This is a genomic window from Streptosporangium sp. NPDC049078, from assembly GCF_040648855.1.
Lineage (GTDB): Bacteria > Actinomycetota > Actinomycetes > Streptosporangiales > Streptosporangiaceae > Streptosporangium.
In genome coordinates this window covers 32,994-45,987 of sequence record NZ_JBEZEL010000026.1, presented here as the reverse complement: position 1 = coordinate 45,987, position 12,994 = coordinate 32,994, and the positions used below count along the sequence as shown (strand labels likewise).

Annotated in this window: 12 protein-coding genes; 8 read left to right on the top strand and 4 right to left on the bottom strand. The window is 71.8% G+C overall.

The window, feature by feature from the left end:
• Positions 1-162: 162 nt before the first annotated feature.
• The gene (locus AB0B90_RS35250; protein ID WP_350942032.1) at positions 163-429 is read right to left on the bottom strand and encodes a DUF6412 domain-containing protein; all 267 of its coding nucleotides are present in this window, start codon (positions 427-429) and stop codon (positions 163-165) included.
• Positions 426-593, bottom strand: coding sequence for a hypothetical protein (locus tag AB0B90_RS35245; RefSeq protein WP_350942034.1), 168 nt, complete (start codon positions 591-593; stop codon positions 426-428). The genes AB0B90_RS35250 and AB0B90_RS35245 overlap by 4 nt, the downstream gene beginning before the upstream one ends.
• A gap of 129 nt (positions 594-722) precedes the next feature.
• On the opposite strand from AB0B90_RS35245, the gene AB0B90_RS35240 reads away from it, so the two are divergent.
• Complete coding sequence (locus AB0B90_RS35240) at positions 723-1,418, top strand: response regulator transcription factor (protein ID WP_350942035.1); 696 nt, start codon at positions 723-725, stop codon at positions 1,416-1,418.
• Positions 1,415-2,542: a HAMP domain-containing sensor histidine kinase gene (locus tag AB0B90_RS35235; protein WP_350942037.1), complete on the top strand. Its 1,128-nt coding sequence runs from the start codon at positions 1,415-1,417 to the stop codon at positions 2,540-2,542. The genes AB0B90_RS35240 and AB0B90_RS35235 overlap by 4 nt, the downstream gene beginning before the upstream one ends.
• A 123-nt stretch (positions 2,543-2,665) precedes the next feature.
• Here the strand turns inward: AB0B90_RS35235 and AB0B90_RS35230 are convergent, their stop codons facing one another.
• The gene (locus AB0B90_RS35230) at positions 2,666-3,199 is read right to left on the bottom strand and encodes a hypothetical protein (RefSeq protein ID WP_350942039.1); all 534 of its coding nucleotides are present in this window, start codon (positions 3,197-3,199) and stop codon (positions 2,666-2,668) included.
• A 227-nt stretch (positions 3,200-3,426) separates the two neighbouring features.
• Here AB0B90_RS35230 and AB0B90_RS35225 point away from each other — a divergent pair, with 227 nt between their 5' ends.
• From AB0B90_RS35225 to mptB, 3 genes are all read left to right on the top strand, one after another.
• Positions 3,427-3,780, top strand: coding sequence for an STAS domain-containing protein (locus tag AB0B90_RS35225; protein ID WP_350942041.1), 354 nt, complete (start codon positions 3,427-3,429; stop codon positions 3,778-3,780).
• Positions 3,781-3,828: 48 nt separating this feature from the next.
• Complete coding sequence (locus AB0B90_RS35220) at positions 3,829-4,509, top strand: glycosyltransferase (RefSeq protein WP_350942042.1); 681 nt, start codon at positions 3,829-3,831, stop codon at positions 4,507-4,509.
• A 131-nt stretch (positions 4,510-4,640) separates the two neighbouring features.
• Entirely contained in the window at positions 4,641-6,125 is a 1,485-nt protein-coding gene (mptB, locus tag AB0B90_RS35215; RefSeq protein WP_350942043.1) for a polyprenol phosphomannose-dependent alpha 1,6 mannosyltransferase MptB, read from the top strand.
• On the opposite strand, the gene AB0B90_RS35210 is transcribed toward mptB, so the two are convergent.
• Positions 6,007-8,622 carry a hypothetical protein gene (locus AB0B90_RS35210; RefSeq protein WP_362926445.1) on the bottom strand — a complete coding sequence of 872 codons (2,616 nt, stop codon included), beginning with the start codon at positions 8,620-8,622 and terminating at the stop codon, positions 6,007-6,009. The genes mptB and AB0B90_RS35210 overlap by 119 nt on opposite strands.
• Positions 8,623-8,704: 82 nt before the next feature.
• Here AB0B90_RS35210 and AB0B90_RS35205 point away from each other — a divergent pair, with 82 nt between their 5' ends.
• From AB0B90_RS35205 to serS, 3 genes are all read left to right on the top strand, one after another.
• Positions 8,705-10,216, top strand: a complete 1,512-nt coding sequence (locus AB0B90_RS35205) for a glycosyltransferase 87 family protein (RefSeq protein ID WP_362926444.1) — start codon at positions 8,705-8,707, stop codon at positions 10,214-10,216.
• A 156-nt stretch (positions 10,217-10,372) separates the two neighbouring features.
• Complete coding sequence (gene pheA, locus AB0B90_RS35200; protein WP_350942047.1) at positions 10,373-11,293, top strand: prephenate dehydratase; 921 nt, start codon at positions 10,373-10,375, stop codon at positions 11,291-11,293.
• A 368-nt stretch (positions 11,294-11,661) separates the two neighbouring features.
• Positions 11,662-12,924 carry a serine--tRNA ligase gene (gene serS / locus AB0B90_RS35195; RefSeq protein ID WP_362902130.1) on the top strand — a complete coding sequence of 421 codons (1,263 nt, stop codon included), beginning with the start codon at positions 11,662-11,664 and terminating at the stop codon, positions 12,922-12,924.
• Positions 12,925-12,994: the final 70 nt, after the last annotated feature.

Below are 12,994 nucleotides of genomic sequence, written 5' to 3'. Positions count from 1 at the left end.
GCATGTACGGGGTTACCGGTCATGTGCGCGGGTGACGCACGGCGATCGCGTGCGCGTGGGCGCACGGCGACCACATCTGTGCGGGCACACGGTGATCAGGCACACGGGGGACACACGGCGATCACGCGCGTCGGGCACGGAGGTCGCGAGAGGTCGCGGGGGTTACGCGGGCGCCGGGCCCGCGGAGGGTGCTCTGGGCCGGGACCTCCCGGCCGCGTCGGGGTCGCACTGCCGGACGAACATCGTCAGCCTGGCCCGGTCGCGCCGGGACAGCGGTGACCGTGACCCCGTACCCGAGGTGACGGGCGCCGGACGCAGCGCCCAGGCGAGCAGGAGCACGCCCAGCCCGACCACGGCGGCGGCCGTGAGGACACCGCCGCCGTCGAACATCCAGACCGTCAGGGTCTGGACGGCGAGCAGTAGGTTCACTGCTTGAGCTTGCCGACCACGGTGACCGCGGCGACGACCACGAGGGCGAGCACCCCGAGCACGAGCGCGAACTTCAGCAGCCCGAAGAGGGCGGGCAGCACGAGCCCGAACACCACGTAGAGCGCGAGCAGGACGCCCAGAACCCCGAACACGATACGACTCATACGCTCTACCGTACGTCGGCCGGGGAAACGGCGAGGGCCTTGATCATAACGAAGGTCATAACGATCCGGTCCTTACGGACCGATGACACGAATGGGGGATCGTTCCCTCGCGGGCCTACCGTGGAGGCCATGAACGCGCGGATTCTGGTGGTCGAGGACGATCCGATGGTGGCCGAGGTCGTGGCCCGCTACCTGGAACGCGACGGTCACGCGGTCGACTGCGTCGGGGACGGCGCCGAGGCGCTCAGGCGCGCGCTGGCCAACCCGCCCGATCTGATGGTGCTCGACCTGATGCTTCCGAAGATGGACGGACTCCAGGTCTGCAGGAAACTCAGGGAGCGCTGGCCGGTCCCGGTGATCATGTTGACCGCGCTCGGCGAGGAGCTGGACAGGGTCGCCGGCCTGGAGACCGGTGCCGACGACTACGTCACGAAGCCGTTCAGCCCGCGTGAGCTGGCCCTGCGCGTACAGTCCGTGCTGCGGCGGGCGCGCGGCGCCTCCCTGCCCGCCGGCACCGGCGTGCTCAGGGACGGCGAACTCACGGTCGACGTCGGCGCCCACGAGGTGCGCCTGCACGGCGACGAGGTCCTGCTCACCGCCCGCGAGTTCGACCTCCTCGCCCACATGATGCGCAACCCCCGCCAGGCCTTCAGCCGCTCCGCCCTGCTCGACCAGGTATGGGGCTGGTCCTTCGGCGACTCGTCCACGGTGACCGTGCACGTCCGCCGCCTCCGCGAGAAGATCGAGCCCGACCCGACCGCCCCCCGGCGCATCGTCACCGTGTGGGGCGTCGGCTACCGCTACGAACCGCTGGCGGAGTCGTGATCCCCGAGATCCTGCTGATCGTCGCGGTCACCGCCGGGCTGGGCCTGCTGGTCGCGCTGGCCGGGCTGGGCGCGATGCGACTGCTGCGCGAGCGGTCGATCGGCGTGATGCTCGCGGTGGTCGTCGTGGTGACCGTGGTGGCCACGGTGGGCGGAGTGGTCGCCATCACCCTGAAAATGATCATCGAGGGTACGCCGAGAGACATCGTGCTCAGCGTGGTCGTCGTGGGCGGCCTGGTCGGGCTGGGCGTCGCGACGGTGCTCTCGCGCCGGGTCGTGGCGGCGAGCCGCAGGCTCGTCGACGCCGTGCACGCCGTATCGCCCTCGGGGGAGTTCACCCCACCGAGGGGATTGCCCGCCGAGCTCGGCACGATCGCCGGGAGCCTGGACCAGGCGTATCGGCGGCTGCGGCTCGGCCACGAGCGCGAGCGCGCCCTGGAGAGCGCCCGCCGAGAGCTCGTCGCCTGGGTCAGCCACGACCTTCGCACCCCGCTGGCGGGCATGAGGGCGATGGCCGAGGCCCTGGAGGACGGGGTGGTCTCCGACGAGGAGACCGTCCGCCGCTACCACCGGCAGATCCGCCTGGAGGTGGACCGGCTGTCGGGCATGGTCGACGACCTGTTCGAGCTGTCCAGGATCCACGCCGGGACACTGCGCCTGTCGCGCAGCAGGATCGGCCTCGGGGATCTGGTCGCCGACGCGCTGGCCGGGGTCGAACAGCTGGCCAGGGCGAAGGGGGTGCGGCTGACCGGCGAGGCCGACCAGGTGGTCCCCGTCCAGGCCGACGCCGCCGAACTCTCCCGGGCGCTGCGCAACCTCGTGGTCAACGCGATCAGGCACACCCCGGGCGACGGCACCGTCGTGGTCCGCGCCTCGGCCGAGGACGACATCGCCTGCCTGTCCGTCGCCGACTGCTGCGGCGGCATCCCGGCCGACGACCTGCCCCGCGTCTTCGACGTCGCCTTCCGCGGCGAGACGGCCCGTACCCCCAGCGCCGACGGAGCCGGAGCGGGCCTCGGCCTGGCGATCGCGCGAGGCATCGTCGAGGCCCACGAGGGGTCGATCGGCGTCGTCAACGCCGACGCCGGCTGCCGCTTCGAGATCCGGCTGTCACTCTCCGCCTGAGCGGCCGGGTGCCGGGTGCTCCTTCGTCCGGGCTTCGTCCGGGCGGCCAGGTGCTCCTTCGCCTGGGCGTCCGTGTGTTGAACGGTCGAGCCCGGGTGCGGGGACAGGACGGTCGAGGGACGGTCAGTTCGCGCCCGTGCCGTTGGAACCCGTGCCGTCGGCGGCCGGCGCGGGCGTGACATGGTCATCGAGGTTCTCGGGTCTCACAGCGACCATGAGGGCCATCTGCGCGCACTCGTCACCCTCGGTGTCGCGTTCGACGTGCTGGCAGGAGGTCAGCCTCCTGGTGGTGCCGAGAGATTCCACCATCGCCCGGAACGTCGGGCACGGCCAGCGCCACATGCAGCTGCGGCAACGCAGGATCGGATGCGCGGTGTCGCTCGTGACGCCGCCCGCGTCGCGCGGCCGGTGCAGGTCGAGCAGCCTGACGCCGAGCGTGGCGAAGTCGAGGAGCTCCTCACGCGCTCCCTCAAGGAAGTCCAGGTCCTCGGTCGACAGGCGGGTCCTGATCGGGATGTGCCCCTCGTGGTCCACCAGGTTTCGCAGTGAGCTCGCCGCGTCGCGCCACGAGGTGGCCTTGTCGGTACGAGTGATCATGGACTCCAGGTGCTCCCGGAGCCGCTTCCGCTGGAGATCTTCGGGTAGGTCGGTGTTCATGATGCGTTTGAGCCCGTTTCTTGTGACTCAACGGCCGCCACTGACGTGGCGCGGGGTGATCGGGAGGTGCCGGGTCTCCTCCCTTTCGGGCCAAGCCGTTGTTGCGTAGTGTCAAGCTTCGCGCACTCAGGGTTTCCGTGAGACGGAAACGGGGGACAAAGGGCCGGACGACTCGGGTTGTTCAAGAGAACGTGACCAGCGGCTCTCGCGCCGATAGTGTGCCCGCTGTGGAGCTAAAAGTCTCAACTCGATCTCATGCCGGGCACACCGTCGTGACCATCGTTGGCGAAATCGACCTATACACCGCGCCTCGCCTGCAGGCCGAGTTCACCCGGCTGCTTGGTCAGAGCCAGACCATGCGTGTCGTCCTCGACATGTCCGCGGTGGAGTTCTGCGACTCCACCGGCATGAACGTGCTGCTGTCCGCGCTCAAGCGGTTGCGGGAGCGGGGCGGCACACTGGAGGTGGCGGCGCCCCGGCCCGCCGTACGCAAGATCCTGCAGGTCACAGGTCTCGACTCCGTCTTCGTCGTGCACGAGACCCTGCCGGAGAAGCTGCTGACCTCCGATTCACAAGGATGACGTCCTCCCCACGGCTGATGCCCGGGGTCACCACGCTGGAGGTGTTCGATGGCCGGCACGGCGGCGATCATTCCCGCCAAGGATGAGGGCGACAGGATCGGGGCCACCGTGGCCGCGGTCCTGGCGCTGCCCGGCGTCGACCTCGTCGTGGTCGTCGACGACGGTTCCGGCGACCAGACGGGACGGGTGGCCAAGGCCGCCGGCGCCCGTGTCGTGCGACACAGCCACAACCGGGGCAAGGCCGCCGCCATGGAGAGCGGTGCCCACGCCGTGCGCCAGCTCGACGGCGAGGAGCCCCGGCACCTGCTCTTCCTCGACGCCGATCTGGGCGACACCGCCCGTACGGCCACCGCGCTGATCGAGCCGGTCGCGGCGGGCGAGGCCGACATGACGATCGCCGTCTTCGTCACCCGGGTGAAGCTCGGAGGCCACGGGTTCGTCGTGAGACTCGCGCGTGAGGGCGTCGAGCGCGCCACCGGCTGGACCCCCACCCAGCCGCTCAACGGGCAGCGCTGCCTGACCCGGGCGGCCTTCGAGGCCGCCCGCCCCCTGGCGCGCGGTTTCGGCGTGGAGACGGGTCTCACGATCGACCTGCTCAGGAAGGGCTTCCGGGTGCGCGAGGTTCAGGTCGAGATGGCACACCGGGCCACGGGTACCGACTGGAAGGCCCAGATCCATCGGGCCAGGCAGTTCCGCGACGTCGCCCGCGCCCTCCTGGCACGCCGTTAACCCGGCTGACCTGGCCGACATGGGCTGATCCGGCCCCGGCCCCGGCCGCCCTGGCACCCGGTCGACCAGGTCGGCGGGCCTGGAAGCCCGCGCCGAACCGGGCACCCCGCCGGGTGTGCTGGAATTTGCGGGTGACTCGGGATGCGTCGGTCGTCGACGCCAGGCGGAGCCCCGCCGGCGATACGCCGCGAAGGCTCGGCATCGCCGCGTTCGCAGCCGTGGGGCTCTCGGCGGCGACGACGGTTCTGATCGGGCTGCTCGGCCCCTCGGCCATGGTCCCGAGGCTGCCCGGCCCTTCCTGGCAGCCGCCGTACTCGCTGGACGTCCATCCCGGCACCCATCTGGTCATCGCCATGGGCGCCTTCGCGATCGTGCTGGGCGGGCTCGGACTCGTCGGCGCGCTCAGGTCACGGTGGGGCCCCGACCCGCGCCTGCTGCTCGCGGCCGGCTGCGCCGTGTCGGGCGTGCTCGCCTTCCTGTCGCCCTCGGGCTCGGCCGACCACCTCAACTACGCCGCGTACGGTCGCCTGGTCACGCTCGGCCTGGACCCGTACGCGATCACCCCCGCCACCCTGCCCGGCGACCCCGTCACCGGCGCGGTGGAGGAGTGGGCCGGTGTGACCAGCGTCTACGGCCCGGTCGCCACCGCCGTCCAGGCACTGGCGAGCCTCGTGGGCGGTGACTCGGTCAGGCTCACGGTCTTCGTGATGGCCGTCGTCAACGCGGCGGCGTTCGTCGGTACGGCGCTGCTGCTGCACCGTTTCGCCAGGGGGGACGCGAACCTCCAGCGGCGGGCGGCGCTGCTGTGGGTGGCGAACCCGCTGATGATCTACCACCTCGCCGCCGGGATACACGTCGACACCCTCGCCGTCGCCTGCATGGTCGCCGCGCTCACGGTGCGCGGCGCCGCCTCGGGGCTGATGCTCGGGGTGGGCATCGGGGTCAAGCTCAACGCCGGGCTCGTCGCCCTCGGACCCGCGTGGGAGTTGCGTCGCTCGCCGGGCAGGCTCGCCGTGGTGGCGGGGACCGCGACGGCCACCGTGGTGGCGATCTACGCCGTCGCCGGGCCGCACGTGCTCGATCAGGTGAGCGCCGCCAGTAAGAGGGTCTCCCTCGCCACCCCCTGGCAACTCGTCAAGGTGGGGCTCCAGTCGCTCTTCGGGCCGGGCGCGTACTCGGCGTGGATCCAGATCGGGTCCCTGCTCCTGATGGCCTGCCTGGCCTGGCTCGTGCTGCGGGCGCTGCCCGCCGACACCGTGCCGGCTGTGGGGCCGAATGTGGGTCCGTCCGTGGCCGCCGCGATGGTGGTCGCCTGGCTGTTCGCCGCCCCGTACGCGCTGCCCTGGTACGACGGGCTGGCCTTCGCGCTGCTGGCGATGGCGTCCTGGCCCGCGTTGGAGGCGTTCATGGTGGCCAGGGTCGCCGTGCTGTCGCTCGCCTACCTCCCGGCCAGGGAGATAGCGCGGCCCGATGACCTGCTCTGGACCAAGACCCTGCTCAGGGAGACGGTGGTGCCGTGGACGCTGCTGGCACTGACGATCGCCCTGGTGTGGTGGGCGGCGAGAGCCGGACTGCGCGCACGCAGGCGGCCAGCGTCAGCGGCACCGCGACCGTGAGCGCCATCGCGGGGATCGCGATGCCCGAGTCGTTCATCAGAAACCCGATCAGCGAGCAGGCCAGCGCCCCGATCAGCCCGGCGCGCAGCGCGGGCGCGAGCGTGTAGGCCCGGCCCAGGGCCGAGGCCCCCCACCGCGAAGGGCGGTCGAGCACCAGGAACAGGAACGCCAGCGCGACCAGCGTGAGCAGCGACAGCGACCAGTTGCCGACCGTGACCCCGATCATCGCGCCGAACTTGCGGCCGACCACGGTCCAGGCCTCCCCGTCCAGCACCTGCTGCACGAAGGCACCCAGGTGGGTGCGTTGGTCGGCGGGCCGCATCCAGTCGGCCACCGCTATGGCGCTGATCAGCAGGCTGCCCGCCAGGCCGACCAGGATCAGTCTCATCGGTGAGACCCGCCCGCCGGACACCAGGATCATGAGGATCGCGACCCCCACCAGGAACGCCGGGACCCCGCCGAAGTCGGCGCCCCACGCGGGCCAGCCGTCGGCGAACACCGCCAGTCCTCCGTACGCCGCGCACACCGCGAGCGCGAGCGTCCGACGGCCACCCGAGATCAGCCACTGGGCGATTCCGGCGAGGGCGAGGATCGTGCCGGCGGCGTAGACGGCGAAGGCGATGTTGCTGAAACCGTAGAAGCGTCCGCCGGTGACCGGCTCGTAGCCGGTGACCGCGTTCACCTGAAGTGCCGAGCCGGTCATCACGTCGGCCAGCAGCGCGACCGAGGTGATGGCGGCGACCACCGTCAGCGGGCCGAGCGGGTGCGCCCGCCACGGTCCGGAGAGCGCCACCCCGGCGACCGCGCAGGCGAAGCCGAGGATCGTCACAATCACCCAGACCATCGGCGCGGGCAGGCTCCACCAGGGGATCAGCTGCGCCAGGAAGGTGGAGACCGCGATCGCCCCGCTGACCACGGCGACGACCTGGATGGCCGTCAGGGCACGAGAACCACCCCAGCCCCGGCGGATCGCGACGGCGGCCAGCAGGTAGAACAGGATCTGCACCGCCACGAACACCGCGAAGAACGGCCCCCTCACCTCGCGCAGCACCTGGCTCGCCAGGTCGTCGTCGGCGAGCTTCTCGACCGTCGCCGCGACCGGCTCCTCGCTCGTCCCGCCGCCCTGCCAGGCGCGTCCCACGACCCCGTTGGGGGACTGGAGGCCCAGCAGGCCGATCGCGGTGGCGGTCAGGTCGGTGTTCGTGACCAGGCCGTCCTGGCGGGTGGAGGCGGCGGTGAGGTAGCCGCGCGGGTACGTTTCCCCGCCGGGGGACGGCCCCCGGGCGATCGCCACGTGCAGGTGAGGCGCGACCGAGGTGTCGGCCAGGCCGGCGACCAGGACCGTGGTCCCCGTTCCGGGCGCGGCCGTTCCGGGGACGGTGCCTTCGGAGGGCGTGGCCTCGGGCGTCGTGGCTCCGGGAGCGGTGGTCCCCGGGGCCGTGGTTTCCGGCGTCGTGGTTTCCGGTGCCGGTGCCGGTGCCGGTGCCGGGGTTTCGGGCGCGGTGGTCTCCGGGGCCGTGCTCGCCGTGGGCGACGCCGGGGTCGTGCCGTCGGCGAGCGAGGGGGGCAGGCGGTCGAGGACCGTGCCCACCACGCGGTCGGCCCTGGCCACGGCCTCCTGTCTGGCCTGGGTGGTCATCGTGGCGGGGACGCCGTCCGCGGCGAGGGCGTCACCGGTCCAGGCCCTGGCGAGGTCATCGGCCTCGACCACGATCAGCCCGTACGGGGACAGGTCGCCCAGCTCCTCGACACTTGCCGCGTATTTCCCGATTTTTCCGGACTTGTCGGCGGCGGCGAGGGCGGCTCCCGGCCCGACGGCCGCCACCTTCAGACCCGCCTCCGCCGCGAGCCCGCCCAGTTGCCCGAGAACCGGCCGGTAGGAGGTGGTGGCGTTGAAAGCGGTCAGCTCGTCCCAGCCGGGCACGCTCGCCCCGCCGCCGGGGGCCGCCTCCGGTGCCCGAGGGGGCTCGCAACCCGTGCCGGGAGCGCCCGCGCGCTGGCCGGCCGACACCGTCAGCCAGCCCGCCGCCGGGCAGGTGATCCCCCGCTCGGGCGGCGGGACCGCCCGGGTGGACATGGACGCGGACCCGCCCTCACCCGCGAGCCTCCACAGGTTCGGGGTCCGCTCCCGGTCGAGGTCGCTCCACTCCAGGCCGGGCACCCCGATGATCACGACCCTTCCGGGAGTCGTCACCGCCGAGGCGCCCGTCACGCCGTCACCGGAGCCCCCCGGAACACCGGGGGCACCCGAGGCGCCCGTACCGGCACCCGAGGCGTCGAGGGCACCCGAGATCCCCTGGGCTCCCAAGGTATGGGGAACACCGGAGGCGGCGAAGGCCTCCGGAGTGCCCGGGAGGCCGAGCAGGACGAAGAGCAGGGCCGACAGCAGGGCCGCGGCGGTCGGCACGGTCCCGGCGACCCGGCGGAACGCCGGCCGTGTCGCGGGTCCCCCGGTCGCCGGGCACGCGCGCCCGTGACCGCTGTGTGCCGAAGCCATCCGGTTCCCCCTGTCCGTGCCCGCTCTGTCCGTGCCCGTTGGGCGGCCACTTTTCCCCGCCCCCACGGTAACCTGCCTGCTCGTGAGGACTGGCGAGGCGACCACGACCGAGCGGCGCCCACGGACGTGGCCGTCGTGGTCGGCGTGGCTGCCCTGGCTGCCCGCGCTGCTGCTCGTCGCCGCCGCGGTGGCCCCGCTGGTGCTCTCCTGGCTGGGCAATGTGGACGACCAGCGTCTGGTCGACCTGGATGTGTACCGTACCGGCGGAGCGGCGATCCTGGAGGGTCGGTCCGTCTACGGGTTCGTCACGCCCGCGCCGCAGTTGCTGCCCTTCACCTATCCGCCGGTGGCGGCGCTGTTCGCCACGCCGCTGGCGGCGGTGTCGTGGACGACGGCGCAGTGGGCGTGGACAGCGTTGATCTTCCTGACACTGGGGGTCTCCGTCCGGCTCTCCTTCCGCGCCGTGTTCGACGGGGTGGGTGGCGCGCCGGGGAGGTCGGGAGCGGCGGACGAGGTTCCGCTCTCACCGGGTTCCGCTCCCCGCGCGCCCGGTGGGGAGCCGGCGCCGACGGAGGGGAAACTCCGGGGCGTACGCACCCGACTGGTCGGTTCGGGGAGATTCGGCGGGCTCGGTGGGACGGGCGGGGGGCGGCTGTGGACGCCGCTGCTGTTCGCCGCCCTGATGATCGCGTGCACCTACCTGATGCCGATCAGGGACCAGGTCCGCTTCGGCCAGGTGGACATCCTGCTCGTCGCGCTCTGTCTGGCCGACTGCGTGGCCAGGCGCCCGCTGTGGCCGCGCGGCATGCTGATCGGCCTGGCCACCGCGGTCAAGCTCACCCCGGGTGTCTTCCTGATCTACTTCCTCATCGCCGGTTTCGGACCCGGCGCGAGACGGGAGCATCGAGAGACCTTCCTCGTGGCCGCGCTCACCGCCGCGCTGCTGACCCTGCTCCCGTTCCTGGTGATCCCGGCGGACGCCGCCGACTTCTGGTTCCGCGCGTTGCTCGACCCCGAGCGGCTCGGTGCCAACGCGGCGACCACCAACCAGTCGATGCGCGGCATGCTCATCCGGCTCTACCTCCCCGACGTGCTGACGAGCCTGCTCTGGCTGGCGCTGGTCGCCGTGGTCGCCTGGTACGGCTTCCGCCACGCCCGTAGAGCGCTGCTCGACGGGCACCTCGTGAGCGGGGTGGCCCTGGTCGGGCTGATGGCCGTACTGCTCTCGCCGGTCGCCTGGATCCACCATCTGGCCTGGGTGGTCGTGGTGCTCGGCGCGCTGGTCGGTGACGGGCGCGACCCGGTCAGGCTCCGGGTGGCCGCCGGGGTCTGGCTCTACTACGTGCTGCCGATCCCCTGGTGGGGAGTGACGATCAAGGCGATGGAGATCCCGGTGCTCAGCCCGGTGCTGGGCAAGATCGTGCAGAACGGATTCGGGCTGGGCGCGCTGGCCCTGGTCTGGGTGCTGGGAGTGTGGCTGCCCCGGCGAAGGGCGACGTTCGAGGCGCTTTCCCGGCGGGATACGGCCCCGGAGACGGAGCGGCCCGGAAGGGACGAGGGCCCCGGACGTGAAACGGCCGTCGAGGGGACCTGAGCGGGCGGGGGTCCGGCGCGCGGTGGCCATCGAGGGGAAGATCAACGAGGAAACGACCTCTGACGTGGGGCGACTTCGACTGATCGGATAGGAGTCGGTCGTATCGGTATGTAATCCTGCGCACATTTTCTGACAGTCGCCGGATACCCTGGGGCCATGCCGAAACTCGCTTACCTGGGACCGGAGGGGACCTTCACCGAGGAAGCCCTGCGCATCCTGGCGCCTGAGGCCGAGCGCCTGCCGAGCCCGAACGTCACCGCGGCCCTCGATGCCGTACGGCGCGGCGAGGCCGACGGAGCCGTCGTCCCGATGGAGAACTCGCTCGAAGGCGCGATCACCACGACCCTCGACGAGCTCGCCCGGGGTGAGGCGCTGCTCATCACCGCCGAGCTGCTGCTTCCCGTCGAATTCTCGCTCCTGGCGCGTCCCGACACCGAGATCGGCCACATCAAGAGGGTCTTCACCCACCCGGCGGCCATCACCCAGTGCCGCAACTTCATCGCCCGCGAGTTGCCCGACGCCGTGGTGGTCGCCGCCCCGTCGACCGCCGCCGCGGCGCAGGAGGTCGCGCTGCCCGGCTCGCCGTACGACGCGGCCATCGCCGCGCGCATCGCCGGAGAGCACTACGGACTGGTCGAGCTCGCGTCCGGGATCGGCGACCGCACCGACACCGTCACCCGGTTCGTCCAGGTGTCGCGTCCCGGACCGCTGCCGGAGCCGACCGGTGCCGACCGGACCTCCCTGGTCGTCTTCCTCGCCGACGACCACCCGGGCGCGCTGCTGGAGATGCTGACCGAGTTCTCCGTCCGCGGCGTCAACCTGTCCCGCATCGAGTCGCGGCCCACCGGCGACGGCATCGGCCGCTACTTCTTCCACTTCGACTTCGAGGGCCACGTCGCCGACGCCCGCGTCGGAGAGGCGATCTCGGGTCTCCACCGGGTCTCCGCCGAGGTGCGCTTCCTGGGCAGCTACCCGCGTGCCGACGGTCTCTTCCCGCAGATCAAGCGTGGTACGAACGACGGCGACTTCACCGAGGCCGCCAGCTGGCTCGGCAGGATCCGCAACGGTCAGGTCTGACCGTCACCCGGCCCGCGAGCCGGCGCCGATCCCAGGGGGGCAGCCGGGGTATGCCCTTCGAAGGCGCCCTCCGAGAGGGATCCGGAGTGTGCCCGACGAAGGCGCTTCCGAGGGAAACGAACCCGGCGGGGGCTCGCCGAAGGCACACCAGAGGGGGCGAGGTCGGGGCCGGTGCGTATCCCCGCCGAAGGCGTCCGCCGGGCCCCCGCCGAAGGCGTCCGCCGGGCGGAAACGGGGTCGGTGGGTGCCCGCCGAAACGTCCCGCCGGGCGGGAAAGCGGGTTCCGTTCCCGTGGCGCCACCCCGCCTCGGAGGGCGGGCGGGCAATCCGGGCGCGGGCGCGGGCAGTACATCGGTAGCCTTGTGGCTGTGATTGACCTGCGTACCCTTCGTGAGGATCCCGACCGGCTACGGGCGTCGCAGCGTGCCCGCGGTGAGGACGACTCTGTCGTCGACACGCTGCTCGACCTCGACGAGCGGCGGCGCGGCGCGCTGAGTCGCTTCGAGACGCTCCGCGCCGAGCAGAAAACCATCGGCAAGTCGGTCTCCCGTGCCTCGGGTGAGGAGAAGGCGACCCTGCTGGAGCGGGCGAAGGATCTCTCCGCGCAGGTGAAGTCCGCCGAGGCCGAGGCGGAGAAGCTCGGCTCCGAACTCGACGGCCTGCTCTACACGGTGTCCAACCTCGTGGAGGAGGGGGCTCCCGCCGGCGGCGAGGACGACTACGTCGTGCTGGAGGAGATCGGCGAGAAGCCGTCCTTCGACTTCGAGCCCAAGGACCACCTGGAGCTGGGAGAGCTCCTCGGCGCGATCGACATGGAGCGCGGCGCGAAGGTCTCCGGCTCGCGGTTCTTCTTCCTGAAGGGTGTCGGCGCCAGGCTGCAGCTCGGGCTGCTCAACATGGCCATGCAGCAGGCGATCGAGGCGGGCTTCGTCCCGATGATCACGCCCGTGCTGGTCAAGCCGGAGTCCATGAAGGGCACCGGTTTCCTCGGCGCCCACGCAAGCGAGGTCTACCACCTGCCCGACGACGACCTTTTCCTGGTCGGCACGAGCGAGGTGCCGATGGCGGCCTACCACGGCGACGAGATCCTCGACGGCTCCGCGCTCCCGTACCGCTACGCGGGATGGTCCTCCTGCTTCCGGCGCGAGGCCGGCTCGTACGGCAAGGACACCCGGGGCATCATCCGGGTCCACCAGTTCGACAAGGTGGAGATGTTCTCCTACGTCCGCCCCGAGGACGCCCACGCCGAGCACCTGCGCCTGCTCGCCTGGGAGAAGGAGATGCTGGCCAAGGTCGAGCTGCCCTACCGGGTGATCGACACCGCGGCCGGAGATCTGGGGTCCTCGGCCGCGCGGAAGTTCGACTGCGAGGCGTGGGTGCCCAGCCAGGGCAGCTACCGCGAGCTCACCTCGACCTCCAACTGCACCGACTTCCAGGCCCGCCGTCTCGGCGTTCGCTTCCGTGACTCCGGTGGCAAACCCCAGCACGTGGCCACCCTGAACGGCACGCTGGCCACCACCCGCTGGATCGTCGCCATCCTGGAGAACCACCAGCAGGCCGACGGCTCCGTCGTACTCCCCAAGGCGCTGCGCCCGTACGTCGGTCTCGACGTGCTCGAACCCGTCAAGTAAGCCCGCGCCGCGCGAAGAGACTCACGGTGAAGGCCCCGCCGCGGCGGGGCCTTTCCGCGTTCACGCCGGG

Bases quoted from the DNA above. Each gene is read 5' to 3' on its own strand.
- AB0B90_RS35245 (WP_350942034.1), bottom strand. From the start codon at position 593: ATGAGTCGTATCGTGTTCGGGGTTCTGGGCGTCCTGCTCGCGCTCTAC.
- AB0B90_RS35240 (WP_350942035.1), top strand. From the start codon at position 723: ATGAACGCGCGGATTCTGGTGGTCGAGGACGATCCGATGGTGGCCGAG.
- AB0B90_RS35230 (WP_350942039.1), bottom strand. From the start codon at position 3,199: ATGAACACCGACCTACCCGAAGATCTCCAGCGGAAGCGGCTCCGGGAG.
- AB0B90_RS35220 (WP_350942042.1), top strand. From the start codon at position 3,829: ATGGCCGGCACGGCGGCGATCATTCCCGCCAAGGATGAGGGCGACAGG.
- AB0B90_RS35210 (WP_362926445.1), bottom strand. From the start codon at position 8,622: ATGGCTTCGGCACACAGCGGTCACGGGCGCGCGTGCCCGGCGACCGGG.
- pheA (WP_350942047.1), top strand. From the start codon at position 10,373: ATGCCGAAACTCGCTTACCTGGGACCGGAGGGGACCTTCACCGAGGAA.